Raw genomic sequence first — 25,928 nt, forward strand, 5'->3', positions numbered from 1 at the left:
ATCTGTGGGCCCGATCTTGTACAAGAGGTATTTGATCAATCCAGCATCCACCCTGCATCACCCTCCTCCAGCACACCACCGTGATCCGTCCGGTCACCTTTACGCGCCACGGCCGCGCCCTCGACCAGGAAATGCTCAGCCCCACTCTCGATCACGGCGCCGCACGTGGTCCGATCCCCCACCCTGGCAACCGCCCTGCCATTGAAGGTGTACGTGGCACTGCCGCTTTCTACCTGGTTGATGCCATGCAGCGGGCAGACATGTCGATGGCCTACCAGTACGACAGGGTTCATTGGGCTTCTCCTTCTGATGGTCCGGTACGAGATTCACGGTCCATGTCCTCCGGCCAATGAACCTTGGGTGCCAGGCAATGCATGTGGCTCAGGCCATCGTCATCGTTCCAGTCACGGGGTGGGTGCACGAACTTCGGCAGGGCTTCGGGGCCTTGCTGCATGAATAGCCGGGCGATAGCCCAGTAGGCTTCTCCGTGGTAGAGGTCGTGGGTGAATAACACGCGGTCGATGACTTCGTCGGTGTCCGGGTTGCGAACCGACAGCATGACGTTTTCGATCAGCCCACCGTAGCCGGAGGCGTAGACTCGGTAGACTTCGGCGGTTACGTCGTCCCAATTGTAGGCGACAGGTTTGACGCCCCAGTGTTTGCGGCTGAACAGGAAGAGGTAGTTGCATCTGAATTGATAAACATAGATCTTTCGACGCAAGCGATTAAAACGTATTGGTTCGTCTCGTGGAAGTGCCAAGTCTAGCCGGACAAATGAAAAGACGACCCATATGCAGATTAGAGGCCCGAGTATCAAGATTAGCTTCATAATCCAATCGAAGGCCTGACTGTAATCAATGAGGCCCCAATACACTTGTACAGCTACAAAAAACAAGAACAGCAGCGTCGGAATGCCAAGCAAGGCCAATACACCTCGTAGACGGACTGTAGATCGAGGCAACTCCATGTATACATCATCAGCATGGTTTGGTGGCGGATTAATATCGTTCAAACTCAAGAGAGATGTGGGTGCTTCGTGGGCGCTCGGTAGATCGTAGCGCCAGGCTGGCGCACGTCTCATTAGCACTCTTGGCTCATGCGTCGTCATTTGCCCTCCGGTTACATACCTCAATATACGCACTTTCAATTTCTCGGTCCGGCCAGTACATTACCAGCAATGTTGCTGCGACAATGGAGTGCGCTCCAATTGTCGGCATGAGTTCTATAAGGCCTGAGATAGCCAATTGGGACCGGTCATTACCCTCCGAAAAAGAAGAGTACTTTTTATCAATATTAAAGTCGCTTTTATAGTCGGGCAGCCTAGGCGGAGAAAAGCCAGGGAAGCTGGCCGACTTGGAAGAGCCAGTTGAGCGACGTGCATGAAACTCATCCACAACCAGCGTCTCTCCTCCCGTGTAGTCCGGGAACTGGCCATCACCTCGACGATGGACTGTCAGGCACCACCGATATGCCGACATTCCGTCTTTATACTGAGGTAGGATTATCTTGAATTTTATTTTTTGTTTCCGTTCAAGACCGGTCAACCCTCCGATCCTTGGAGTGGCCGGGTCGCTTACCAGATTCGCTTCGAAGTGGAATTCTGCCTGTACACCTAGCGTGGCGGCGTTGAGCTCCGCAAATGCGATGTCTGCGTATTCCGGGCTTCTCCAGTGAATGACTGGCGTCTCATCTGCCTTTCCAAAACAGCACCGTCGGGCCCACCGTTCCAGAGCGGATGACTCATTCTCTTCAGCGCTTTTGCTAAGCGTATAGGCAGTCAACGCCAGCACTACAGCGAGGCCTACGGGTCCCCATACAGTGGAACTTAATGCTGTTCCAGCGACGGCAATGGCGCTGGCCCCGTAAAAACCTGCAGCCAACCAGTATCGTATCGCTGCTGCACCATCTCCTGCTGCCGATGCACGTTTAGCAGCAGAAACTGCCTGTGCTGCCTCAACAAACCCGACGACAGCGCCTATTACAGCACCGATCTTTATCAAGGTCTCGCCTGTGGCAGTAGCACCTTTGGCCCATGGCATACCCTTATAGGCACTTGCCCGCAACATGAGCCCAACCAGTTCGATATGCCCTCCCAACACTCCCAAGTACGATCCTTGCAACGCCAACTTGGCCTCATACGCCTTCGGCCCAATCTCCGCTTCCGCCTTTTCCTGATTCCTGCCAAGGCTGTCCTGCTGCAAATACAAACCGCCTATCGCCAGCAGAACCTCCCAGCTGCCAGCAATCCCGCGCAACCCGGAAAAACCGGTTTTTACCAATCGGGCCGCCTGCTGCGACGTGATCTTCATCCCCTGCAATAATTTGCGTGCATCGGCTTCCAACGTCCCTGCCGCCACCGAGATATCCACTAGGGCAAGCTGCGCCGCACTGCTCGCCTGCGTTACGCCAATGTTGGCTTCCTGGAACAATCGCCCATGCACCTCTTCCGCCTTGCCCTCGACCCACACCGTCACGCTGATCATCGAATTGGTGAACCGTGGATCGAGTACGGCCAGGCTCATCAGCCCGTGCTGGATGATCGGCCGCACCTTACGCATGGCCTTCATCGAGCCAAACTCGAAGTCATCGATATTACGGCGCATCCGGTCCCGCGCCTCGGCGATCGACGCGTTGGCCTTGTGCTGCAAATCCCGGAGGTGGGCGCTCTGCAAGGCGTAGTACTCGCCCAGCTTCATCTGCACTTCCAGCTCGATCAGGTGCACGCCGTTGTAAAGAAACTGCGTGGCGCTGTTCAGATGCCGCACGGCTTTCTGAATGCCAGGCGACAGACATGGCGCCAGCCGCTGACTGGCTGCATTGAGCGCACCCTGCGTTTCAGCAATGGCCTGCTTTAGGGTATTGCGCATGCGCAAGCCGGCGTCATCGCTGGCGATGATCTTGCTCAGCATGCCGTAGAGCTTGTCGCTGTCGTTCCAGTTGATCGCTTCTGTGGCGGAGAAACTGGGCAGCAGCCCGGCCAGCAGAGAGCGATCCCGCATCAACAACGCGCGGTAGGGCGGGCTGTCAGGGTCCTGCAGCCATTTCAACCAGAGCAGTTCGCTGGTGCCGGAAGCGGGAACATGCGGTTCAAGGCGGGGGACGACAGCTTCCGTAATGCCGCCACCCAGGCACAGGGCCATGGTCTTGGCGTAGGCCACCCCGGACTCACGATCGTTGCCGTCGTAGTCGTACGCCTCGGCCACCTTGAACATGGGTGTATCGAACAAGGCAACGTACGCCCTTGTGTCCTTGTCGATGTAACGCTGAAACTCGCGCTCCTGCTGCTCGTATTCAGCCTGGAACGCGGCCCGCTGCGGTTCGTGGTAGCGCTCTTCAAGCCGCTCGTCACTCTCCTGCTGCGCACGCTCGACCAATAGCTGCCGCTCGACTGCCGGGGCGGTGAACACCGGCGGCCCATCGCCCGTCATCGGCTCCAACGACGGCACCTTCTGCGCCGCCCACTCCCTGTGCGTGGCACGAATGATCTGCAGGATCTGCGAGGTCTGCAGCTGATAGGCCCGCATCGGTTCCTCACGCCAGGCCTGACGCTTCAGTACCCAGTTCAGGCGCTGATGGTTGTACTCCTGAATCAGCCCGACGGTGTCGTCGAGCACCACTGCCAGCACGCCGTTTTCCAGCTGGTGCCGGTTGATCGCATTAACCAGATAGCCGCGCAGGGCGAACCGGCGCAACCAGCGGCTGTGGAAGCCATGCGCACTGTCGAAGGGGGCGCAGCCATGCTGGGCATACTCGAACACCTGCTGGTCGACCCCAAGCTTATCGGGCGTCATGGCGATGCCCAGCAGTTCGGGATTGCTGCGTGCCTGAATCAGATCCAGGCCCTCGAAGCGATGTGCAGGCGACGCGCCGCTCTTGTAGGCGTTCAGCACGCTCACCGGCCAGGGATCGCTGGAGAAGGCCAGCCAGGCGCTGGCGTACCTGCTGGTATCGATGTTGAGAAAGGCCGAAGGAATGTCGTGATCTGCGTTCACGCATTTTTCGGGCAGCGGCGAAGGCGGGCCGTCTGGCGGCTCATAAGGATTAAAGCGGCGCAGATGACCTTGCTCGCTGACGGCATAGGCGTGCCAGACCTGCTGGTCGAGCAGGACATACAGGTAGCCCATGCGCAAGGTGCGCAAGCCGATCTTCGCCGTGATATGCCGGTTATCCGCCACGGTGGAGACACACTCGGGGCGGGTATCCGGCACCAGGGCGCGGCGCAGCGGCAGGATCGGCAGGCCCTGGCGTTCACAGGACATGCACTGGTCGTGTGGCAGCCCGGCTTCGGCGATCGCGAGGGCAATACGTTGGCTGATGGTCATAAGCGACTCTCGGATTTCGGCAGGCATTCGATCAGTTGGCGCCATTGCGCCTCGGAGTAGCGGGCGAGCAATGCGGCAAGAGGCGCCTGACCTCTGGCCGCTGTGTCGATCATTTCGCCCACCGCAGGTACGGTGTGCAGCCTGGGGTGAATGCACAGGTGATGGAGAGCGAAGGCCACGATGTCCTCCATCTCGCTCAGGCCCAACCTGCGTGCATCATCGACATGGTTCGAAGCACGCACCGCAGCAAACGGTGGAATCTGACACTGATTGGTGTGCTGCGAACCCGCTCGCAACACTCTCCAGGTAGCCAGCACACGTTCGATCAGCCCCACATCATCCTGAATTCGCCGCGCAGGGGTCGGCAAAGGGTGTCGCTGCCCGCTCTGCCCTTTCAGGCTTGCCAACCTCCCACCGCTACTCAGGAACAACCAGTCACTGATCGGCCACCATGGGCCTTGTTCAAGCCGCTCGAACGTCGCCGCCAGCAACTCCAGACGGATGGGTTCGTAGACCGGGTAGCAGCCAAATTCCCGATTGGAATCGGGCAACCGACACAAGGCCGTGAGATGGGACGCGACAGCGGCCGAAGGCGCCTCACTGAACAGCCAGCCACACAGGTAACGCCGTTGCTGAAACAACGCCCTCTGCGCTGCCCGGGCGGTCAGCTCCAGCAGACGGCGACTGGGGACAGTGCCGGGCGAAGCCAGGCAGACCAGTACGGGATGCAGTTGGGGGGCATGGGCCAGGTCGGCCCGGTGCACACGGGTCAATGCCTGCTCACCCAGGGCATTGCGCAGCGGGGCAAGCACGGCGTGGTCGCCATCGTGAGCAGTCGCAAGCGGGTCTATCAGCACATGGCAGTACAAGTGCGCCCCATGATGGCTTTCGATGAGCCTGGCCAGGTTATCGGTGCGCATCAGACCTTGGCCTCGCACTTTTTGCTGGCGTCAGGCGTAAGCGAGAGTGGCTGGCTGTTTCCAGCCCCTGACGCAGCCGCACTGGTTTGCCCCAGCAGGTCGAGTTTCAGCCCGTTGATGGTGATGCCCTGCCCGTCCAGCACAATGCTGCCGCCCGCGGTTCTGAACTCGATGCGCTCACTGGCGCGCAGCTGATAGATCGTCGTATGTTGCTCCATGCCCTGCCCGACGGTGACCTTTTGCGCACCTTTGACGACAAGCTCGGCGTCCTTTCCGACAAAGGCCTGGTGATTGGCCCCTGTTGATTCGCTACGGTCGTTGCCTACTTTCTCGAACAGGTCATGCTTGATATCTACACGGCAGTTTTGCCCAATGAGCTGGGTATGGTCGCCCCCGGTTTCCTGGCGGAAGTCATGGCCGATATTCAAGTGCTCATCATTACCGACCTGCTCGACACGATTACGCCCCACACGCGTGGTCTCGTCATTGCCGACTACATTGTTCTGGTCCCGCTGGGCATGGATGAACACTTCTTCCTTGCCGAGTTCGTCCTCGAAGCGCAGCTCGTTGAAACCATCGCCCTTGTGGGTCTGGCTCTTGATGGTCATGCGCGTCTTGTGCTCGGGCAGGTCGTACGGCGGCAGCTGGTCGCCGCAATAGGTACGCCCGGTGATCATCGGCTGGTCGGGGTCGGCGTTGACGTACTGGACGATCACGTCCTGGCCGATGCGCGGGATGGCCATCGAGCCCCAGCTGCCGCCTGCCCAACCTTGTGATACGCGTACCCAGCAGGAGCTGAACTCGTTGCTCTCGCTCTCCCGGTCCCAGGGGAAGCTCACCTTGACCCGGCCCCACTCGTCGCAGTAGATCTCTTCCCCGGGTGGCCCGACGACCGTGGCCATGTGCGGGCCGTCGATGCGTGGCTTGGGCAATGGCGCCGGACGCCATTCGATCCGGCCGGGCACAAGGACGGCTTCCTGCGAGTAGCGTGTTCCTTGTTCGGCCCCGGCAGCTTCTTCTTGCAGGCTGGTGAACTGGCTGCCCTCGTGATGTACACGCATCACACGCCAATGGGCGTTGAGGTCTTTGCGCGGGTGCTCGACGAGGGTGAAGCTCAGCCCCGGTTGCAGGCGTACATCGTCACCCTCGACTTCGGCAATACGGGCGTCATGGCGCAGGGCCGTCAGGCGGGTAGCGGTGAAAGGCACTCCGACCGCATCACGCTTGTAGCGGCCGGGGTAGTCGAAGCGCTCATAGTCCCGGGACTGATGGGTGATGCTACTGTCACCTGCGCGGTGTTCCTGCCGGTACTGCGGGTTGGTGAAGGTGTAGTCCCGCTGCACCTGGCGGGCGGTGCGCACCTGTTCGCTGTAACGCAGGCGGCGCAGGCAAGGCCTGGCCTGGTCGCCACCGCTGTTGGCGCGATACAGCACCTGGTCGGGGCCGATGTCGTCTTCGTCGAAGAAGTCATCACCTTCGTCGTCGGCCTTGAGCGCGCTTCGGCTGATCTGCCCCAGCGCCAGCAGTCGGTCGGTGATGACCAACAGGTGGTGTTTCGGCGTGTGCTCGAAGCGATAGACGAAACCCTCTTCACCCGCCAGGCGGGCGATGAAGTCGAGGTCCGTTTCACCGGCCTGTACGCAGAACTCGCGCACCTGATGCTCGCCCATGCTCTTGATTTCGAAACGGGCAATGCCCTGGCGCTTGAGCATCAATTCGAGAATCTGCGGCACGGTCTTCTGCTGGAAGATGCGCCAGTTCGAACGCAAGCCGGCACGGGCCAGCACGGGCTCGACCAATGCGCGGTAACGGGTGCGATAGAACACCGTTTCACCCTGGCTGAAACCGCTGACCAGGCCGTGCACATAGCGCAGGGGGCGCTCACCGCGCCAGATCGTGAACAGCACTGGTTTGTCGAGCAACTGGCCGAAGTCGACCTCGTCTTCAAAACTGATCAGTTCCAGTTTCAGCTGGAACGGTGAGCTGATCATTTCGTCGAGTTCGAACGAAACCACTTCGAAGTCAAGCTGGCCAGCCAGCGGCTGGAAGGTGAAACGCAAGTCGGATTGGCTAGGCATGCGGATCCCCCTGCTACTGCTGCAAGATGCCGTTAAGCGATTCCAGCACCTCGGCGGTGATCAAGCTCAGGCGGTAGCTGTAGTAGCAGTAGGCGCAGACCATGGCGATGGCGGAGATCACCAACGGGCTCCACCAGGGCCATTCCCGGCGCAGCATGCGGTGGGGGCGATGGACCACGTTGGTATACGGGTCGCCCACGAATTCCGGCGTGGGACCGCGCAGTTCACGAATGACCTTGTGCATCCGCGAAATCAGGGCGTTGATGATTTCATCGCACTTCGGGTCCAGGGCGTACTTGCCCTTCAGGCCCAGGCAAAAGCAGAAGTACAGGAACTCCAGCACATCCTGGAACTCCTTGGGCGACTGCATCAACCGCTCCAGCAACACGAAGATCTTCTCGCCACCCTGGGTTTCGTCATGGAAGATGCTGAGCAGCGGTTCGTGGCTCCAGCACGAATTGTTCCCCCAGGGGCGGCTCATCACGGCCTCGTCCAGGTAAAGGCACAAGGCATAGGAATAGACTTCGAGGTGCACGGCGGAATAACCGTGCTGCTGTATTTCCTCGCGGATGGCGCTGACCTGGGTCTGCAGGGCCTTGTGCACCTGTTCGATGTTGGGCAGGTCATCCAGCGTACGCAGACGTATGACCAGGCCGAACAGCGGGTTGGCCGCGTCGAGCATCAGGTTGGCGAAGCCGCCGCGTAGCTGGAAGTCCGGGTCGGCCGGATAACCCTGATGATCTGCGCGCCTGCCCTGGCCGGGTGGATAGGGTGAATCGGTGCCCCCCGGGACATCGAGCATGGCATGCAGGCTGCTTTCGGTTACGTCATGAGCAGCGTTGGCGGCCTGGGATTTTCCAGGACGAACAGCAGATGGGCCGGGCATGAAGAGGTCCTTGTCTTCCAGTAGGCTGAAGACATGAACACTATCGGGGAATCAATTCTTCGAGGAGCGTAGGGCTTCCCAAAACACTGTAGGAATTTTCGCCTTTTGGCTTGTCTGGACGCTGCAATGCCGGAATTCCGGGGCCGCTCTGCGGCCCTTTCGCGACACAAGGCCGCTCCTGCAACGACTGCGCCAGCCCTTGTGTGGGCGGCGCAGCGTTGCAACCGATCAATCAGCCAAACAATCTGGCCAGGCAACCCAGCTTCTTCTTGTACGAGCGCCGAGCCTCCAGTGCGTCCTCCAGGCTGACTTCCAGGAACCGCGCCTGCTGGTTGGGCTGCATCTGCCCGATCAGGTCCAGGTCAGCGCTGATCACCGTGCCGATCATGGCGTAGCCGCCACCCGACACCGCATCACGGTGCAGGATGATCGGCTCCAGCCCCGCAGGTACCTGGATCGAACCGATCGGGTAGCAGCTGTCAACGATGTTCGATGGATCCGAGCCGGCCCCGAACGGCTGCTCCCGTGGCTGGAAGCTCAAGGCACTGCCGCCCTTGTAGCGGTAGCCGATACGGTCTGCCTCGGAGCCTACCGTCCAGGCTTCGGTGAAAAAGCTTTGCGCCGCAGCCTTGGTCAGGCGATGAAAATAGAGCCCCGGCACCACCCGAAGCACCACCTCGCCACCCAAGGCCTGGCGCAAGGCCATTGGCAGGCTCGCACCGGCGCGGGTCTTGCCGCTGGGTACGCCGACCGGCAACAGGTCACCCGCCATCAGCTTGCGCCCATGGAAGCCACCCAATGCACCCAACGCATAGGTGGAGCGGCTGCCGAGTACCTCGGGTACATCGATACCGCCGGCCACCGCCAGGTAGGCCCGGGCGCCTGCGGTAGGGAAGCCGAAACCCAACACCTGCCCGGCACGTACGGCAAACGCCGTATCCGGGCGTTGCTCGCGGCCATCGAGCAAGGCCGGCATCTGCGCGCCACAAACCGCCACCAGGGCATCCTGCTGGAACTCCAGCTCCGGCCCCACCAGCGCACACTCGAGGCCCGCGGCGCCGGCCGGGTTGCCCACCAGGTGGTTGGCCGCCCTCAGGGCGTACTGATCGAGGGCGCCGGACGGCGGGATGCCCAGGTGGTAGTAGCCTTCGCGGCCCAGGTCCTGCACCGAGGTAGCCAGCCCGGGTTTGAGTACCTTGATCATGCCAGCACCTCCTGCAGGGTCCGTGGATAGCCGACCGGGTCGGCGAGGAACGCGTCCAGGGAGAATTCCACCGGGCGAATGCGCAGGTCGAAGCGGCCTTCTTCGACATCCGCCACCGCCTGGTCGTAGGTGCGGCGGTCGATGGGTTTGAACTGCACGATGTCTCCCGGGCGGAAGAACACCATGTGCTCCTTCAGGTAGTTCAGTGTCTGCTGCGGGTCGTAGATCGGCGCCGGGGTGACGCCGAACATCTGGTAGCCGCCTGCCCCGCGCACCGAATAGATGCAGCCGAAGCAGCCGCCATGGCCAAGGGTGAGTTTGGGGGTGTCCGTACGCGGGCGCAGGTACTTGGGCACCTGCAATTGCCGCTCGCGCTCGACCATCTGGAACATGAACGGCAGGCCGGCAACGAACCCGACCATCGACACGAACCACGGCGCGCCGCTGTGCGCGGCAATGAACGCCTCGACATCGGCCAGGCCGTTGATCCGCGCGGCGTACTCCAGGTCGGTGCTGCCCGGGTCCTGGTGGCGGTCACGAAAACGCATCAGCGTTTCATGGGTCCAGGGGTCGTTGTACAGCACTGGAATCTCGATGATCCGCGTCTGCAACGAGCGCTCGGCCACTGCCTGTGCTTCGGCACCGCGCACCGCCTCCAGCAGTGCCTGCGGCGCGATACGGTCCGGGTCGAAGCGGATCTGGAACGAGGCGTTGGCCAGGCACACATCCAGCACGCCATCCAGGACCAGCCGCTCCACCGCACGGGTGACGGCCATGCCCTTGAAAAAAGCCTCCAGCGACATGCTCTCGCTGACTTCGGCAAACAGGTGCTCGTCGGCGCCAAAGCTGTAGCGGATCGGGGTTGTAGCAAGCGGTTCGGCCATGACTGTTCCTTTTCTTGGAATCTTTATAGAAAGGCAGGCGAAAGCAAATTGCACGGGCTCCGGCGTATACCTGCCGGATGCCCCACGGATTCAGCGTGGCGCACGCACCACGATCCCGGCAGCGTCCAGCGCCTGGCGCGTGGCCTCGACCAGGTCGAGCGCACCCGGGGTGTCACTGTGCAAGCAGATGGAATCGAATTCGATGGCCAGGTCCTGCCCCTCGACCGTGCGCACCACGCCTTGCTGACAAGCCCGCAACACCCGTTCGGCGACCGCCCCGGGCTCATGGCCCCGCACGTTGCGGGTGAACACGATCGACCCGCTCAGGTCGTACTCGCGGTCGGCGTAGAACTCGCGAATTACCGGCTGGCCAAGCTCCTGGGCAATGCGGCAGATCACTGAACCGGGCATGCAGTACAGCAGCAGCTCTGGCTCGATCACCCGCAGGTTTTCCACCAGCAGCCGTGCAGCTTCTTCGTCACGTGCCAGATGCATGTACAGGGCACCGTGCGGCTTGATGTGCTGCAGGTGCACGCCCTGGGCGCGGGCAATTTCACGCAGGGCGCCGAGCTGGTAGAGCATGTCGTCGACCAGTTCCTGGGCCGGGGCATTGATGTGTCGGCGGCCGAAGCCGACCAGGTCACGGAACCCGGGGTGCGCCCCCACTGCGACGCCCAGGGCCTTGGCCCGCTCGACGGTACGGCGCATGGTGCCGGGGTCACCGGCATGGAAGCCGGTGGCAATGTTGGCCGTGCTGATGTAGCCCATCAGCTCGTTGTCGACGCCGTCGCCAATGGTCCACGGGCCAAAGCCCTCACCCATGTCCGAGTTGAAATCCACCACCTGCATGACTGTCTCTCCTGGCGCTTGTGACTGCATGCAAGCCACGTTAGATTCTCTGCACCCCCTTGGGAAGATCTATAAACAGATAGGGTGTCTTCTGAAAATCAGATACCCCAGGAGCCTACCGTGTCACTGACCCTGCGCCAGGTCCGCTATTTCGTCGCCACCGCCGAGATCGGCCAGATTTCCCAGGCAGCAATCCACCTGAACATTTCCCAGTCTGCAGTCACCACGGCGATCAAGGAGCTGGAGGCGATGCTTGGCGTGCTGCTGTTCCAGCGCTCGGCCCAGGGCATGAGCCTGACCGAAGCCGGCCGGCACTTTCTGAACCGCGCCTACGTGATCCTGCGCAGCGTGGACGATGCGCTGAACAGCCCGCTGCCGGACGTGCGCGCCAGCGGCCTGCTGCGCCTGGCGGCAAGTTATACGGTGATCGGCTACTTCCTGCCGCATCACCTGCAGCGGCTGGAGCACTGGCACCCGGACGTGACCCTGGAGCTGTACGAACAGGAGCGCAGCGCCATCGAGCAAGGCTTGCTGGAGGGGCGTTTCGACATGGCAGTGGTGCTCACCGCCAACCTCACCCACCCGGACATCGTCTCGGAAACCCTGTTCAACTCCGAACGCCGCCTGTGGCTGCCCGGCCACCATCCGCTGTGCGAGCGCTCGGCGGTAAGCCTGGCCGATGTGGCCTGCGAGCCGTTCATCCTGCTGACCGTGGATGAGGCCGAGCAAAGCGCCATGCGCTATTGGGAACAGGCCGGGCAGCGGCCGCAAGTGCGGGTGCGGACCAGTTCGGTGGAGGCCGTGCGCAGCATGGTCGCCAATGGCAGCGGTGTGGCGATCCTGTCGGACCTGGTGCACCGGCCCTGGTCGCTGGAGGGCAAGCGAATCGAGACGGTGACCATCAGCGACCCGGTGACACCGATGAGCGTCGGGTTGGCCTGGCACCGGGAACGGGCGTTCAGCCCGGCGATGCAGGCTGTGCGCAATTACTTCCATGATGCTTTTTTGGCACCGCAGCAGTTGTCGGCACGGCGCTGACCGTTCCCTGCAGGCCCGACTCTTCACGGGTAAATCCGCACACAGCGTCTGCATTCGGAATCAACGCCACTCGCTATAGGGCTCCAGCGGCGTCACCGGCAGCGCCAGGTTGCCTCGCCACGGCTCGAACAGGTAGCGCAGGTAGAGCATGCCATGGCTAGGCGCATAGTCATCGCTGTGCTGCCAGTCGAAGCCGCCGCCCAACACCCACTGGTCGCTCAGGCGCCGCTCGAACAGCCCGCGCAGGCGGTAGCCCAGACCGCTACTGTCGCTGGCATCGCGCATCGCATCGTTGTTCGAATCGTCGATATCAAATCGATCCATCAACTTGCGGTTGAGGTGCGTGTCCGGATACAGACGGCTGCGGCCGCTGTGGGCCTGGGACCAGCTTACAGAGCCCTCCAGCAGCACCGACCAGTCGTAGTTGCGCCAGGCATAACTGACCGGCACGCCAACCGATGTGTAACGCTGAGGGCTGTAATAGCCGCCCTGCCCCAAGCTGTAGCCGCCCAGGTCCTTGTCGTGACGCCAGTGCATCAGCGTAAGGCCCACGCGCACACGTTCATCGGCTTTTTCCACCACGCGGTGGTACCAGCCGGCCATGGCCCGGGTGCGCTGGTTGTCGGCGACGTTTTCGCCATACAGCCAGTGGTGCCCGAGGCTGGCCCAGACGCCATTGTCACCGCCCTGGTCCCAGCTCAGGCCGAGCGTGGCGCCATTGGCCGTGACCCCGCCCCAGTGCACGCCTGTCCACGGGTCACGTGCCCCGGCAAAGGACAACAGCGAGTTGCTCATCGGCCGCCGCGAAGCGGTCAGCGACCAGCCAAACTGGCCGAGGTCACCGTTGAACGTGGCGCCACCCAACCAGTTGTTGATCGCATATCCTTGGGTGGTGCCCAGGTCGAAGGCCCAGCGGCTACCCTGCCAGCCCAGCGCCAGCACACTGCCGTCAGCAGTTTGCGAGCCCCCCTTGCACTCGCCAACAACCTGGCAGCTACCGAAATCTGTGGTATAGCGCCCATCATCGTCTTGCTTGAACGACCCCGCATCCATGCCGATGCGCTCCACCCGCGCAAAGGCGGTGCCGTCCTGCCAAGGGGTATCGACATGCAGCAAGGTCGACTGGGTACTCAGTTCGGACGTGCCCGGCGTGCCGTCGTCCTCGCGCCAACCGTAGTCGTGCATCAACGTCACATGGGTATTGCGCTGGCGATACAGCGCATCGACGTCGCTGCGCAGGCTGCGTGCCAGCCAGTCGTCGTCATCCTGCTCACGGCTGGCCAGCGTCAGTGCACGGTCGTCCCGTGGCGACACGGCAGCACGCTCGAGCATCTGCGCATCGGCCATCGCTGCGGCGTAAAGGTCCAGCGCCCGTTGCGGGTCATCCTGCGCCACCAGGCGGGCAGCGTCGCGCCGCAACAAGGGGTCGGGGCGAGCCTGCTGCGCTGCGATCTGGTCGAGCATTCTGGCCGCCTGGTCGTGTTCGCCCAAGGCGACCCAGACAGCCGCCAGGCGCCGCTGGGCGTTGCTGTCATCGGCAGCCAGTTGCGGTACCTGCACAGCCAGCATGTGCCGGGCCTGTGCCAGGTTACCTTCGGCCACCGCGCTTTCGATCACGCCAAGGCGCGCCTGGGGTTGCCCAGGCTGCACGGCAAGCACGCGCTGGTAATAACCGCGCGCCTTGCCAGGCTCACCATTGGCCGCCGCCCAGTCAGCCAGCAGCATCAGGTCGTCGGTGCTGCCTTCGCCACGCGCCAGGCTGGCCTCGAGCAGGCGGGTCGCTTCAGCCGTACGGCCTTGCGCCTGCAGCTGCTGCGCCGAGGCCAGGGTCATGCGGCGGCGGATACGCTGCTCCAGCGCATGCATGTCAGCGTTCCATGCCCCCTGCGGCACCGCGCCCAGGCTGTCCAGGGCCAGCGCATCGCGGTCGCTGGACTCCAGGAACAGGCCATGGGCATAGCGGGTAGATGGGTCGCCCGGCTGGCGCTGCACAATGCTGGCGAATGCCGCGTCGGCTTCGGCGGTGCGCCCCAGGTGGCGCAGGCTGCTGGCCAGCTGGTAGACCAGCCAGGGCTCATCGGGGGCCAAGGCCGTGGCCTGGCCCAGCGCCTGGCTGGCCGCCGCCCAGTCCTCACGCTGCATGGCCTGCTCACCTTGCTGGCGCAGGCGTGCGAGTTCCAGGCTGCGGCGCAGGCTGGCGAACTGCGCTTGCTGCCGAGGCGACAGGCTGTCGAGGTACGCCCGCGCCTTGTCGGGCGATTGCGCCTGGTACACACGCACCAGGCCGCGCACGGCACTTTCGTTATCCGGCGCCATGCGCCGAACCTGCAGGAATTGCCGCTCGGCGGCGGCTGTATCGCCTTCGGCCAGCGAGACATCCGCCAGGCCCAGCAAGGCGTATTCCTCCTTCGGGCGCTGCTGGCGTGCCTGCTGGTAGAAGGCACGGGCAGCGCGCAGGTCTTTCGCCTGCAGTGCCCGCTCGCCTTTGCTGAGCAACGCCCAATACTGGCTGGACGACTCCAGGTCCTTCCACTGGCTGATCCAGTAGGTGTCCTGCTCCTTGGCACTTGCCGCCCGGAACGCCGCATTGGCATCTTCGTAGCGGCTCTGGCGCATCAGCGCATAGCCCAGTGCACCCTGCAGGCTGGCATCATCCGGATACTGGCGCAGCGCCCGGCGCAGTTGTGCTTCGGCTTCAGCGTTGCGGCCCTTGTCGAGCAATGCCAAGCCCCGCTGGCCAGCCTGCCAGGACGGGTCGGCCAGCAGTTTGCGCTGCTGTTGCAGGGTCTCGCTGGCCTGCGCCTGCAACGGTGAGGCCGGGTAACGCTGGAGAAACGCTTGCCAGGCCGCCGCGCTGGCGGCGCTCACCGCTTGCCCGGACAGGTAGTCGAACTCACGCTGGGCAGCGGCATCCCGTGCGCCAGGGTCGCGCGACAGCTGGTCGAGCAAGGCCAAGGCTTCGCGGTCGCGATTTTCGGCGAACAGCCAACCGGCCAAAGTCTGGCGCAGCCCGGCACTGCCCGGGTACTGCTGGTCCAGTTGCTGCAGCTGCCTGATCGCTTCAGGGCGCTGGCCTGGGAGGTTGCCGCGCACGCGCCAGTAGTCCAGGGCCAATTCCAGGCTTGGCGGTTCACCAGCGAACAACTGTTCATAGGCCGCCAGCGCCTCTTCATTGCGCCCGGTGACCGCCAGCAGGCGGGCCTGCTGCAATTGCCGCACGCGCTCCGGCTGCTGTAGCTCGAGCAGGCGCCTGGCCTGGCGTGCCTGCAAGCTGCCAGGCGCGATGGCACTGATCCGCGCACTCAACTGCTCGGCCTCGGTGCTGTTCTTTTCGCGCAATGCCAGGCTCAGGGCCGCCAGCAACACATCCGGGTTGCGCGGCTCGAGCAATTGCAGCCGCCCCAGTGCATCGCGCACCAGGTCGTCACGATGCAGCGCCTCGCCGCGACGCACCTGGTCCAGCAGCCATTGGCGCTGTTCGCCGGCATCCTTGGGTTGTGCCGTGGCCTGGCAGGTCACTGCCGCCAGCATCAGCACGCCGATCATTCGCTGCATGGCGCGCTCCAGGCCGGCAACAGGCGGCCGTGCGGGTCAAAACGGTAACGGCCTTGGTCCCAGCCCTGGCCAAACAGCGCCAGCACCTGGCTGTAATAGGCCTTGGCTTCGACTGGCTGTTCGCGCAGGCGCTGACGCTGGGCCGCCAGGCCCGCGACGTGCTCCGGCAATGCTGCCAGCAACGGCAGCAACGCCGCAGAGAAACCCGCCGGGCCATGGCCACTGGCAACACCGCTGTGCGCATCCACATGTTCTGGCGGCAGCCCCTGGCGCGCGGTCAATGCCGCCATCGGGGCATAGTGGGCCACCAGTTCGGCACGCTGCGCCGCGTCCTTGGCCAGCATGCCGACCCACAGGTAGACGCGGATGGCATCGTAGTCACCCTCACTGCCATGTTGCGGGTCCGCTGCCAGTTCACCGGCTGGCGTCCACAGCAGCCAGTCCGGGGCAAAGCCCTTTGGCGACGAAGCCAGCCACAAACGCCGCGTGTTGGCCGCCAGCTCGCCCCACAACGGGTCGACCAGGCTGAAGCGATCGAACAACTGCAGCGGCAAATAGCTGGGGTTCAAGCGGGCGCCGCGAGCATCCTCGAAGCCGTAGTCCCCCGGCAGCAGCATCACCCCCAGGCCCGGCAGCTTGCGCACGGTCTGCGCGGCGATACGCCACAGCAGGCGCTGGCCCAGCTGCGTGTAGGCCGGCTCGTCCCACAGCCGACCGGCTTCCAGCAGGCTGTAGGCAATCCACAGGTCGGCATCGCTGGCGTTGTTGGCATCCAGCACCTGCCACTGCTGCTGGCCGTTACGGCCCCACAGCCAGGCGGGCAGATGCCGGGCCAGGTCGCCCTCCGCCAGGTTGTTGCCGGTCCAGCGCAGCAACTGTGCGAAGGCTTGCCGGTCATTGCCTACCAGGGCGAAGAACAGCGCATAGCTCTGCCCTTCCGAGGTGGTGATCAGGCGCTCGTCGCTCGGGTCGATGACCCGACCGTCGACACTCACCAGTTCGGCCTTGAAGCGGTCCCAGGCCGGCCATTTGCAAGCCGGTGCGGCACTCGTGACGACGGGCAGGCCCAAGGCGACCAGCCCCACCAGCAACTGACGCATCATCACCCCGCCTCACCCAGGCGGCGCTTGCCTGCCCAGCGCAGTGCCCGCCACAACAGGAAGGCAAACAGCACCACGCAAATGGCCGCGATCGCCGCCAGCAGTACCGGGTGCTCGGACAGGTGGAACCACAGCAGCAGCCACCACGGCAGCGCGCCTACAAAGTAGTGCTCGCCGACGAACTGGCTGGTGACACCGCTGCTGCGCACCAGCGTCACCGAGCCGGCCACCGCATCGAGCTTGCCCACATCGCCGAGCACATCGCGCAGCAACGCTTGGTCGCTATCGCTGTTGGCCAGCAGGGCGACGACGCTGCGCTGCTCATGGAAGGGCGACTTCAGCCCGGTGATGGCCGCAATCGGCGCCTGCGCGCTGACTGCCACTCGGCTGCTCGCGGCCACCGGCGCGGTATCGAAGCGCTGGCTGCCCGGCAGCCCTGTGCTACGGCCTTGCAGCAGCCAGTCCCGCTGGGCACTGAGCAGCAGGCCAAGGTTGGGCGCATCCCCCAGCGCCTCAGGCAGGCTGCCGAGCAGCAGCAAGTCGGCATCGGCCGCTGCGGCCTGCTTCCAGTCATCGACCAGCCGCAGGCCAAGCGCCGGGTAGCCGATCTGCCCGGCCAACCCGCCGACCGCATCGAGCAAGGTGCCCACCTGCATCGCCGTGGGCTTGGCCGGCATGACGACCAGCGTTTCGGAAAGGTCGGCCATGCGGCTGAACGGGAAGCCGCTGCGGGCGAATGCGCGCAGGTCGGGCATGGCGATGTAGTGGTGGTAACCGGACAGGTCGATGGTCGAGTTGTCGTCGATCGCCGCGCGCACATCCACCGGCAACGAGGTCTGGCAGCGGTCGCGCTGGGCGCTGCCCAGGGTGCTGGCAAAGCTGAAATCGAAGCGCAGGCGGTTGCGGTCGCCGATCTTCAACGCCGGTACCAGCGACTTCTCGGTCAATGCGCTGTTGTCGCCGGACAGCACCGCCAGGCGCATTTCCTCGAGCGTACCGCCGCGCCGGTCATTGCCCACCAGCGGCATGCTGGTGATGTACTGGTCGTTGACGCTGATGCTCAGGCGCGATTCGTCGCTCACTGCCGGGGCCGTGTAGCGGTACAGCGTACGCAGCGGAATGCCCTGGTTGCGCCAGACGAACAAGTCCGGCGGCAGGTTCAGCTCCAGCGTTACCGGCCGTGGTTGCAGGCCACTGACCTGCAACTGCTCGGGGTAATCGAGCAGCTCAGCGAAGCGTACCGGGCGGTCGGTGCGTGTCCAGTTCGGCGCATCGTAAGGCTGGCGCGGCTGCAGTGTCGTCATCTGCTCGACCTTCACCCGGGCACCACGGAACAGGTTGTTGCCAACCGCCAGCGCCGAGGCGGCCTTGACCAGGTCATCGTCGTTGCGGCCCAGCACCAGCAGCACCTTGCTGAAACGGTCGTCCGGGTGGTCGATCATCTGCAGTACCGGGCCGTCGACCGGCGGGAATTGCTGCAGGTCGGCAAGGAAGGCCGGGCGACGGTCGTTGCTGGCAAACACGATACTCGGCGTGGGTTTGTCGCCACGGGCCGGCAGGCTGCCGTACAGCACCGGGAAGGTCGCCTTGCGCCAACCGGCCTGGCTGCCGAAGTAGGACGCCAGGATCGCCGCCGCACGCTGCTCGCCCAGGCTCGGCACGCCGCTGAACACCACCGGCAGCGTTACCTTGCCGGTGTCGCGCACATCAAAGAACGGCAGCGGGAAGTACGCCAGGTCGTTGTCCAGGGCCAGGGCCTGTTCGTGCAGCTGCACCTGGCTCTTGCGGTTCAGGTTCAGCCACAGGCCACTGTGCGCTGGGTCTTCGCAGATGTCGGTGTAATGCCCGACGAACTCCAGGCGTACCCGGTTGAAATCGCTGAGCAGCTTCGGGTCCAGCGGCAGCTGACGGCGCACGCGCTGGCCAAGCTGATCCTTTTCCACCGGCACCACGCCCATCAGTTCGTCATTCAGGTACACGCGCAGGTGCGACAGGTTCGGCAACAGCGCGGGCGATGGCGTGTAGTCCAGCTGCAGGCTGGCGTCGGTGGCCAGGCGGTCGCGCCGCAGGCCGAATTCGATATGCTCGCTGTTGCGCACCCCCAGCAACAGGCTGTCGGAGGCATGCCCGAGCTGCTCGAAGGTTTTCGCAACCGGCCAGTTCGGTACCGTGGGTACGGCTGGCTCGGCAAGCGGGGCTACGGAGGCGGCAGCGGCGCTTTGCGACAAGGCAGCAAGCAGCGCCATCGCCAGGCCCCAGGTACGCGCGGGATAACCAGTCATCATGCGTCTCGATCAACAGGGTTCAAGGAAGGGACAGGCTGCGGTGTGCGGGGCCTGTAGCTGGCCAGCCAGTTCGCCAGCGCGTGCAGTGGGCGCAGCCACGCCCGCACCCATGGCGGCAAGTGTTCGACCAGCCGCAGGTAACCGACACCGCCCAGCTTCAGCACGTCGACCAGGCTGCGCAGCGGGCGATCGACCTCGTGCTGCTCGTTCCAGCCAAGCCAGGCATCGGCACGGGCAAAGGTGCAGTGGACCAGGTCGATACGCTGTTGCTGGCCGAGGTCATGGAACACCAGGCCCACGTGTTGCCCGATGGTGCGGGTGACACAGGCCTGGAAGGCGAACTCGCGCTGGCCGCGGTTGAGCAGCAGGCGCACCCGCTCCCCCGCTTGCAACTCGAGGCCCCGGTGCAATTGCAGGCCGACACCGCCGTCGGAGTAGTCGACCAGGGTACAGGGGTAGGCGTGACCGCTGGCCAGCACCAGCCCCGCCGGCAAGCGCATCTGCACCCGGTGGGCGCGGCGCACCTGGCGCACTTCGGCAGCCACGGCGACGGCGGCGCCGATGATCAGCAGGTTGTAGATCACCCACAGCGAGCTGACGATCACCGTGCCGATTTCCGCCGCCGGGCCGGTGAACAGGCGCCACACGGCGAAGCCCAGGCCGGCCACGTTGAGCGCCGCCAGCCACAGGTAGGGTTGGGCGATGCGCCAGTCGAACTGCTCCTGCTCCATCAGGCCGCCCTTGGCGGTGACGTTGAACTTGCCCTTCTTCGGCGCGAACAGCGCGACCGTGGTCGGGCGGGCGATGTACCAGGCCAGCACGGTCTCGTAGACCTCGCCCCAGAAGGTCTGCCGGTACTTGCCCTGCATGCGCGAGTTGGTCAGGCTGGCGTGGATCATGTGCGGCAGCACGTACAGCAGGATCATCAACGCCGGTGCGTAGATGATGTAGGCATGCAGCAGCAGGAACGCCAGCGGCGCGGTCAGGAACACCAGCCGTGGCAGGCCGGCCAGAAAGTGCAGCATGGCGTTGGCATAGCACACCCGCTGGAACAGGCTCAGCCCACGGCCGAACAGCGGGTTGTCGGTACGGAAGATCTGCACCATGCCCCGGGCCCAGCGAATGCGCTGGCCGATGTGCGCCGACAGGCTCTCGGTGGCCAGGCCGGCCGCCTGCGGAATGCTCAGGTAGGCCGATGACCAACCCTGGCGGTGCATGCGCAAGGCGGTATGGGCATCTTCGGTCACGGTTTCGACGGCGAAACCGCCGATGCTCTCCAGCGCGGTACGGCGCAGCACGGCACACGAGCCGCAGAAGAACGCCGCGTTCCACATGTCATTGCCATCCTGGATCAGGCCGTAGAACAGCTCGCCTTCATTGGGGCGACGGCGGAACGAGCCCAGGTTGCGCTCGAACGGGTCGGGCGAGAAGAAATGGTGCGGCGTCTGCACCAGCGCCAGCTTCGGGTCCTTGAGGAACCAGCCCACTGTCATTTGCAGGAAGGAGCGCACCGGCACGTGGTCGCAGTCGAAAATGGCGATCAGCTCGCTGTCGGTCACGCCCAGCGCATGGTTGAGGTTGCCGGCCTTGGCGTGCTTGTTGTCCGGCCGCACGATGTAGCCCACCCCCACTTCGTCGGCGAACGCACGGAACGCCTCGCGCCGGCCGTCGTCGAGGATGTAGATGCGCAGGCACTCGCGCGGCCAGTCCAGGCCCAGGGCGGCCAGCACCGTGGTGCGCACCACCGACAAGTCTTCGTTGTAGGTGGGGATCATCAGGTCGACGGTCGGCCAGTGCGCCGGGTTTGCCGGCAGGTTCGCCGGCTTGCGCTGCAACGGCCAGCAGGTCTGGATGTAGCCCAGGATCAGCACGAACCACGAATAGGTTTCTGCCGCCAGCAGGATCACCCCGCACACAAGGCCCGTGGTGTCGTTCCAGTTCAGGGTCGAGGTGTAGCGCCACCACAGGTAGCGGCAGGAGATGAGCGTCGACAGCACGATCAGCATCAGGGTCGGGAAGCGGCCCGGCATGTGCCGCACCAGCAGGGCAATGCCCAGCAGCAGGCAAATGAACACCAGCTGCGCCAGGTAGCCGAACGGTTCGGTCACGCACAGCACGGCCAGGCCGATGGCGCCCAGGGTCAGCACGCTGTAGAAAACCCACCGGGCGAACACGCTCAAGCCGCGCAGGTGTGCCGAGGCTTGCTGCTTGAAAGCGCTGGCGCGGTAGCGCGCAGGCAGCTGCTGCAGGCGGTCGATCAGCAGGCCATGGTAGCGGCGCAGCACCTGGCGCATACCGCGCAGCTGCGCACGCACTGCCCCCCAGGCACGGCGGGCAAACCCCGGTTCGCGAGGCAGCGGTTGACGCCGGACCAGCAGCCACAGGCTCTGGATCAGCAGGCGCAGCGGGTCGCCCAGGCTTGGGCGCTTGCCCGCCAGTTGCGGGTACAGCCGCTGCCGCTCGGCCAACAGGGCTTGCCAGGCAGGCGACTCCAGGCGCAGGAACAGGAAGGCCAGCCACACGCCAAGGGTAAACAGCCAGGCGACCGGCTGCCGCGCGCCACGTGTGCGGAACCAGGCGTAGGCCGACAGAGGGGTCAGGGTCACGACTGGCGCCTCGTCAGGCAGCGCACCGCCAGGCTCTGCACGTCCCGGCAAGCCAGGCTCTGCGGCGCGTAGTGGCCAAGCGGTGCCTTGCACGCCAGGGCCTCGAGGAAGGCCTCGTCGCGGTGCACCACCTGGATCGGCAGGCGATCACGGAACAGGTCGCGCCACACCATCAGCAAGTCGCTCTGCAAGCGGCTGGCGGGGTCGTAGCGGTTGACCAGCAACAGGTCGTAGTGCTCGACCTGCCGGCGCCCGAGCAGCAAGTGGCTGGCCATTTCGGCCTCGGCCACCAACACCCGCACGTCAGTCTCGACGCTTTGGCCAGCGGCATCGGCCGGCAGTTGCGGCAGGTCGAACAGCAACCAGTCGAAGTGTTCGGCCAGCTCGGCCTGGCGCGCGCGCCAGGCTTCAGCGTCGGGCAACGGCGGCCGCGTGCCGGCAGGCAGATTGCCGAACGGCATCAGGCACAGGCCATCGAGCACCTCGTACATGGCATCGCTGTATGGCCGCCCTTCCCGCTCGGCAAGCGCCCAGCCCTCGTGCGTGTCGAGGGGCAGATTGAAGTGCAGGCCGAGCAGGTTGCTTGGGCACAGGTCGACCAGCAGCACCCGCTCACCTACGCTCTGCAACGCATGCCCCAGCGCGGCCAGCAAGGCACTGCGCCCCAGGCCACCACGAACACCGTGCAACGCCAGGCTGGTCATGGCGACAGCACCTGGCGCCGCGGCGCCGCCGTGTACAAGGTGCCCTGGGCGCTGCTCCGGCAGCTTTCACCCAGCAGTGGCCAGCGCTGCAAGGCCTGCTGGACACCCACCAGCAATGAGATGTCCTGGTAGTTCAGGTCCGGCATGTCCAGGTGCTGGCGCAACTGGGCGATATCGTCGCTGCGGTCGGCAGGGTCTGCCTTGCCAGTGATCATGGGCGCTCCTTCGGGACAGGCTGCCAGTCGGGCTGGCCTTGCAGGCGCATGTAGGCGCGCCCCTGGTAGTTCAGTACTTGTGCACCTGCGGTTTCCGCGACCTGTTCGGTGGTCGGCAGGTCGCTCAGCAGGCTGGGCACATCCAGCACCTGCTGCTGGCCCAGGCCCGCATACACGCGCGAGATCAGCTCGGACAGCGCCAGGTAGCTGGTGGGTGCCGAGACATGCAGCGGCTCGCTGCGGGCAGGCTGGCCCATGCCGATGAACTTCAGGCCCACCGGCACATGGGTAATCGATGGAGTGGGGATTTCACGCATGCCCGACAGCTGCATGCGGTCGCCATGCAGCGCGGCGCCATGTTCCGGGACAATGGCCACGACCACGCGGCGGCCGCTGCGCTCCAGTTCATCGAGGAAGCTGCCAAGCTCGCCGAACAGCCGGGTGGCGCGGGTGGCGTAATCGGCCACACGGGTACCGCCGTCGGCGGTGACGATACGGTTGCCGTCATGCAGGCTGATGCTGTTGTAGAACAGCGACACATGCTCGGCCGGCGCGCCTTTGCGCTGCCCCCACCAGCGGCGCAGCACCTCCAGGTCGCTGGCGATCGGCGAGCCGTCGAAGCCGACCAGTGCCCGCGGGAAGTCGGTGTTGCGCAGGCCGGGTTGAGGCATGTGCTGCTGGGTGATATCGCCGATGAAGTTGTCGAAGCGGCCACTGTGGTTGAGCAAGGTGTTGCTCTGGAAACCGAGCCTGGCCAGGTTCTGAAACAACAGGCACTGCTCCGGGGCCGGCTGATACAGCCCGGCGTGGGACGACTGCCCGCAGCTGGCACGCAGCACGCGGATGGCGGCCGGCCCGCTGTAGGACGTGGCCGAGTTGAACTGGTCGAAGATCACGTCCAGGCGCGAGAACAGCGGGTTGTCACGCAGCCCGACAGCGGAAAGGTCATCCCAGGCCAGCGAGCAGATGTTGATCACCAGCAGGTCGAACGGCTGCTCATCGGCCTTCATGGCCGGGAATGCTGTCACCCGTTCACGCTCACTGGCGAAGAACCGCTCGAGCCAGCTGTCGAGCGTGGCATTGTCGGCAACCGCAGTGGCCTGCGCCTGCTCGGTGGGGCTGGTAGCCGCGGCGCCAGGCGCCTGGCCCGCATTTAGCCCCAGCGCTGGCAGGCCGCCGACCGCCAGCCACGCCAGCCCCAGCAGGCTCAAGGTACTCAGCCGCAGCCAGTGGCGCAGGTACAGGTAACCCACCAACAATAGCGCCAGCGCGCCCAGCAGGTTCCAGTTGATGAAGCGGCCGAGCAGTTCGAGCAGGTAGTCCCACGAGAAATCGAACACCCCCGGCTGCGCCAGCAGGCGGCTGAAGGGCGGCAGCCAGGTGTCCTGGTAGAACAACGCGATGCCGACCGGTACGGCCACCATCTGCCGCGCGATTCGCAGCCACTTGCCCGGCAACGGCACCAGCAGAAACGCGGCGAACAACAGGTTCGGCAGCGCCTGGAAGTCGAGCATGCCAAGGGCGACCAACAGGAACTTGGCCAGGAAATAGAGGTTCCACCCTCCCAGTCCAGGCCAGCGGGCCGGTACCGGGAGGGTGGCGGATGTATTAGTCATTACGGGGTTCCTGGCGTGCAGCGCGGTGGCGTACGCCCAGCGGTTTCAGGTAACGGGGTGGAAGGCGGCGGCGCAACCAGCCGCGCAGCGTGGCGCGCAGGCGCAACAACAGCAGGGCCAGCGCCAAGGTGACCAGCGCCGTGATGCCGACCAATTGCAGCAGCTGCACGAAGTTCATGCCGTACCCCGCTTGCCCAGGGCCACCCGGCGCGGCGCCAGGGCCGGCCTTGCCTGGGCGGGTAGCTGCGCCGCCGCGTCGAGCCGGGGTGGCTGTGGCACGCTGTCGTCGAGGAAGGCCGGGGTGGCCAGGCTGTCGACACCGGCAAGCACCTCCTGGCTGATGAACAACTCTTTCCACGACAACTGGAAGATGTGGTCAAGGGCTTGCTCGACGCCTTCGGAGCGGCAGGCGAACAGGAACAGGAACAGCACATCGCCCACCACGCAGGCGATATCGCCGTCGCGGCGGAACACCGTGCGCGAGCAGGCTTGCAGCGGGGTCAGGCCAGGGGCCGGGCGCAACACCAGCAACTGGTGGGCGATTTCGCCGTTGCGCACCCCGTGCCACATGGTCTGCACCGCTTCGGCGAACGCGCGCGGCGCCACCAGCCCGCAAATGGCCTGCGGCCGCAGGCGTGCGAGCAAGGCATCGAAATCGCTTGGCAGGCGCCGGCGCCAGAGGTAACCCTGGATGCTCTCGACCATGGTCAGGAAGCGCGACAGGCTGGCACCGAACGGCACGATCTGGCTGGCCCCGCAGGCCAGCAGCAGTTGTTCATCCTGATAGCGCAGGGTTGGTGCCATCTCGCGCACCACCAGCTTCAGGGCACTGCCACGCAACTGGCGCAAGCGGTGCAACTGGCGCGCCAGGCTATCCAGGCGCTGCCCGCCGTCCATGGCAAAGATGACCGTGGCGGAAACCGCCCTGCCAGCTTTGGCACCCAATTCCTCGAGGCTCTCGCAGACCTGCCAGTGCTCGGAGAAGGCTGGCGCACCTTCCAGTACCGGGCGCTGAGCCAGGCACAACAGCTCGTCGCCACCGGTGTCGCTGGGGGCCTGCGGCGCCCCGGCGGCGGCGAAGCCCGCTTCAAGCCGCGCCAGTTCCACATCGCGCGTACCGGTCTTGCCGAGCGGGTTGCTCCAGAAATGCTGCAGGTAGCGCACCCCGCCTTTGCCGCGGTACACCTGGGCCAGGCCATCGACGCCCTGGTTGAACGCACGCAGGCGCTCTACCAGCCCGGCACTCTGGCCGCTGCTGATGACCAGCAATAGCGTGGCCTCGGCCAACAGGACCGGGCGCAGCGCGTTGCACCAGCTTTCGACGTTGCCGGCACCCCAGACGTCGGCGGGTGTCAACAGCACCAGCACCCGCCCGGCGGCGTCAATACGCGGCAGGTCATCGACCAGGTGCCGGGCGGCTTGCAGGTCGGCTTCGTACAGCGCCAGTTCGGCGGGGCCCTGCGCGGCATCGAGCGCACCCAGCACATCACCGATGGCTTGCGCATCGGCGACTAGGGCTGCGCGAACGTGCTCGGGCAGCCCCCCGACCACCTGGCGGCATAGCACGGTGGCGTCTTCTGCGTTGTCACAGGTCAACCAATACAGTCCTTGTACATGAAGCTGGCTGCTTTCGGCGCCTAAGCCGGAAATAGCCAACCACGGCATT

The 25,928-nt window shown here is 64.6% G+C and carries 19 protein-coding genes; 1 reads left to right on the forward strand and 18 read right to left on the reverse strand.

Annotation, left to right across the window (positions count from 1 at the left end):
• Positions 1-35: 35 nt before the first annotated feature.
• The 9 genes from C163_RS15415 to C163_RS15455 form a co-directional block, all read right to left on the reverse strand.
• Positions 36-293 carry a PAAR domain-containing protein gene (locus C163_RS15415; RefSeq protein WP_025339593.1) on the reverse strand — a complete coding sequence of 86 codons (258 nt, stop codon included), beginning with the start codon at positions 291-293 and terminating at the stop codon, positions 36-38.
• Complete coding sequence (locus C163_RS15420) at positions 290-922, reverse strand: DUF6708 domain-containing protein (RefSeq protein WP_256220362.1); 633 nt, start codon at positions 920-922, stop codon at positions 290-292. The genes C163_RS15415 and C163_RS15420 overlap by 4 nt, the downstream gene beginning before the upstream one ends.
• Positions 923-1,094: 172 nt before the next feature.
• Positions 1,095-4,322, reverse strand: coding sequence for a T6SS effector BTH_I2691 family protein (locus C163_RS15425; RefSeq protein ID WP_025339595.1), 3,228 nt, complete (start codon positions 4,320-4,322; stop codon positions 1,095-1,097).
• Positions 4,319-5,242 (reverse strand): hypothetical protein, encoded by a 924-nt coding sequence (locus tag C163_RS15430; RefSeq protein ID WP_025339596.1) that lies wholly within the window; start codon positions 5,240-5,242, stop codon positions 4,319-4,321. Before C163_RS15430 ends, C163_RS15425 begins: the two co-directional genes overlap by 4 nt.
• Positions 5,242-7,320, reverse strand: coding sequence for a type VI secretion system Vgr family protein (locus C163_RS15435; RefSeq protein ID WP_025339597.1), 2,079 nt, complete (start codon positions 7,318-7,320; stop codon positions 5,242-5,244). Before C163_RS15435 ends, C163_RS15430 begins: the two co-directional genes overlap by 1 nt.
• A gap of 13 nt (positions 7,321-7,333) precedes the next feature.
• Positions 7,334-8,206 (reverse strand): type IVB secretion system protein IcmH/DotU, encoded by an 873-nt coding sequence (icmH, locus tag C163_RS15440; protein ID WP_025339598.1) that lies wholly within the window; start codon positions 8,204-8,206, stop codon positions 7,334-7,336.
• A gap of 232 nt (positions 8,207-8,438) precedes the next feature.
• On the reverse strand, positions 8,439-9,410 hold the full coding sequence (locus C163_RS15445; protein ID WP_025339599.1) for a biotin-dependent carboxyltransferase family protein: 972 nt from the start codon (positions 9,408-9,410) through the stop codon (positions 8,439-8,441).
• Positions 9,407-10,294 (reverse strand): allophanate hydrolase subunit 1, encoded by an 888-nt coding sequence (locus tag C163_RS15450; RefSeq protein WP_025339600.1) that lies wholly within the window; start codon positions 10,292-10,294, stop codon positions 9,407-9,409. Before C163_RS15450 ends, C163_RS15445 begins: the two co-directional genes overlap by 4 nt.
• Before the next feature lie 90 nt (positions 10,295-10,384).
• Positions 10,385-11,143, reverse strand: coding sequence for a 5-oxoprolinase subunit PxpA (locus tag C163_RS15455; RefSeq protein WP_025339601.1), 759 nt, complete (start codon positions 11,141-11,143; stop codon positions 10,385-10,387).
• Positions 11,144-11,263: 120 nt separating this feature from the next.
• Here C163_RS15455 and C163_RS15460 point away from each other — a divergent pair, with 120 nt between their 5' ends.
• Entirely contained in the window at positions 11,264-12,181 is a 918-nt protein-coding gene (locus C163_RS15460) for a LysR family transcriptional regulator (RefSeq protein ID WP_025339602.1), read from the forward strand.
• Between the two features lie 60 nt (positions 12,182-12,241).
• On the opposite strand, the gene bcsC is transcribed toward C163_RS15460, so the two are convergent.
• The 9 genes from bcsC to C163_RS15505 are packed head-to-tail and all read right to left on the reverse strand — an operon-like array spanning position 12,242 to position 25,927.
• Positions 12,242-15,736 carry a cellulose synthase complex outer membrane protein BcsC gene (gene bcsC, locus C163_RS15465; protein ID WP_025339603.1) on the reverse strand — a complete coding sequence of 1,165 codons (3,495 nt, stop codon included), beginning with the start codon at positions 15,734-15,736 and terminating at the stop codon, positions 12,242-12,244.
• Positions 15,724-16,839, reverse strand: coding sequence for a cellulose synthase complex periplasmic endoglucanase BcsZ (bcsZ, locus tag C163_RS15470; RefSeq protein ID WP_025339604.1), 1,116 nt, complete (start codon positions 16,837-16,839; stop codon positions 15,724-15,726). Before bcsZ ends, bcsC begins: the two co-directional genes overlap by 13 nt.
• A complete protein-coding gene (gene bcsB, locus C163_RS15475; RefSeq protein WP_025339605.1) occupies positions 16,839-19,118 on the reverse strand; it encodes a cellulose biosynthesis cyclic di-GMP-binding regulatory protein BcsB in 2,280 nt (759 codons plus the stop codon). Before bcsB ends, bcsZ begins: the two co-directional genes overlap by 1 nt.
• Positions 19,118-21,727, reverse strand: coding sequence for a UDP-forming cellulose synthase catalytic subunit (gene bcsA / locus C163_RS15480; protein WP_025339606.1), 2,610 nt, complete (start codon positions 21,725-21,727; stop codon positions 19,118-19,120). Before bcsA ends, bcsB begins: the two co-directional genes overlap by 1 nt.
• Positions 21,724-22,431, reverse strand: a complete 708-nt coding sequence (gene bcsQ, locus C163_RS15485; protein WP_025339607.1) for a cellulose biosynthesis protein BcsQ — start codon at positions 22,429-22,431, stop codon at positions 21,724-21,726. Before bcsQ ends, bcsA begins: the two co-directional genes overlap by 4 nt.
• Positions 22,428-22,646 carry a cellulose biosynthesis protein BcsR gene (gene bcsR / locus C163_RS15490; RefSeq protein ID WP_025339608.1) on the reverse strand — a complete coding sequence of 73 codons (219 nt, stop codon included), beginning with the start codon at positions 22,644-22,646 and terminating at the stop codon, positions 22,428-22,430. The genes bcsQ and bcsR overlap by 4 nt, the downstream gene beginning before the upstream one ends.
• Positions 22,643-24,262 (reverse strand): cellulose biosynthesis protein BcsG, encoded by a 1,620-nt coding sequence (gene bcsG / locus C163_RS15495; RefSeq protein WP_025339609.1) that lies wholly within the window; start codon positions 24,260-24,262, stop codon positions 22,643-22,645. Before bcsG ends, bcsR begins: the two co-directional genes overlap by 4 nt.
• Complete coding sequence (bcsF, locus tag C163_RS15500) at positions 24,255-24,440, reverse strand: cellulose biosynthesis protein BcsF (RefSeq protein ID WP_025339610.1); 186 nt, start codon at positions 24,438-24,440, stop codon at positions 24,255-24,257. The genes bcsG and bcsF overlap by 8 nt, the downstream gene beginning before the upstream one ends.
• The gene (locus C163_RS15505; RefSeq protein ID WP_025339611.1) at positions 24,437-25,927 is read right to left on the reverse strand and encodes a BcsE family c-di-GMP-binding protein; all 1,491 of its coding nucleotides are present in this window, start codon (positions 25,925-25,927) and stop codon (positions 24,437-24,439) included. Before C163_RS15505 ends, bcsF begins: the two co-directional genes overlap by 4 nt.
• Position 25,928: the final 1 nt, after the last annotated feature.

It is taken from the genome of Pseudomonas sp. FGI182 (genome assembly GCF_000511325.1).
In the GTDB taxonomy this organism is placed as follows: Bacteria; Pseudomonadota; Gammaproteobacteria; order Pseudomonadales; family Pseudomonadaceae; genus Aquipseudomonas; species Aquipseudomonas putida_Z.

Excerpts from the sequence above, each read along its gene's own strand:
- C163_RS15415 (WP_025339593.1), bottom strand. The coding sequence starts at position 293 with ATGAACCCTGTCGTACTGGTAGGCCATCGACATGTCTGCCCGCTGCAT.
- C163_RS15425 (WP_025339595.1), bottom strand. The coding sequence starts at position 4,322 with ATGACCATCAGCCAACGTATTGCCCTCGCGATCGCCGAAGCCGGGCTG.
- C163_RS15430 (WP_025339596.1), bottom strand. The coding sequence starts at position 5,242 with ATGCGCACCGATAACCTGGCCAGGCTCATCGAAAGCCATCATGGGGCG.
- C163_RS15435 (WP_025339597.1), bottom strand. The coding sequence starts at position 7,320 with ATGCCTAGCCAATCCGACTTGCGTTTCACCTTCCAGCCGCTGGCTGGC.
- icmH (WP_025339598.1), bottom strand. The coding sequence starts at position 8,206 with ATGCCCGGCCCATCTGCTGTTCGTCCTGGAAAATCCCAGGCCGCCAAC.
- C163_RS15445 (WP_025339599.1), bottom strand. The coding sequence starts at position 9,410 with ATGATCAAGGTACTCAAACCCGGGCTGGCTACCTCGGTGCAGGACCTG.
- C163_RS15450 (WP_025339600.1), bottom strand. The coding sequence starts at position 10,294 with ATGGCCGAACCGCTTGCTACAACCCCGATCCGCTACAGCTTTGGCGCC.
- C163_RS15455 (WP_025339601.1), bottom strand. The coding sequence starts at position 11,143 with ATGCAGGTGGTGGATTTCAACTCGGACATGGGTGAGGGCTTTGGCCCG.
- bcsC (WP_025339603.1), bottom strand. The coding sequence starts at position 15,736 with ATGCAGCGAATGATCGGCGTGCTGATGCTGGCGGCAGTGACCTGCCAG.
- bcsZ (WP_025339604.1), bottom strand. The coding sequence starts at position 16,839 with ATGATGCGTCAGTTGCTGGTGGGGCTGGTCGCCTTGGGCCTGCCCGTC.
- bcsB (WP_025339605.1), bottom strand. The coding sequence starts at position 19,118 with ATGACTGGTTATCCCGCGCGTACCTGGGGCCTGGCGATGGCGCTGCTT.
- bcsQ (WP_025339607.1), bottom strand. The coding sequence starts at position 22,431 with ATGACCAGCCTGGCGTTGCACGGTGTTCGTGGTGGCCTGGGGCGCAGT.
- bcsR (WP_025339608.1), bottom strand. The coding sequence starts at position 22,646 with ATGATCACTGGCAAGGCAGACCCTGCCGACCGCAGCGACGATATCGCC.
- bcsG (WP_025339609.1), bottom strand. The coding sequence starts at position 24,262 with ATGACTAATACATCCGCCACCCTCCCGGTACCGGCCCGCTGGCCTGGA.
- bcsF (WP_025339610.1), bottom strand. The coding sequence starts at position 24,440 with ATGAACTTCGTGCAGCTGCTGCAATTGGTCGGCATCACGGCGCTGGTC.
- C163_RS15505 (WP_025339611.1), bottom strand. The coding sequence starts at position 25,927 with ATGCCGTGGTTGGCTATTTCCGGCTTAGGCGCCGAAAGCAGCCAGCTT.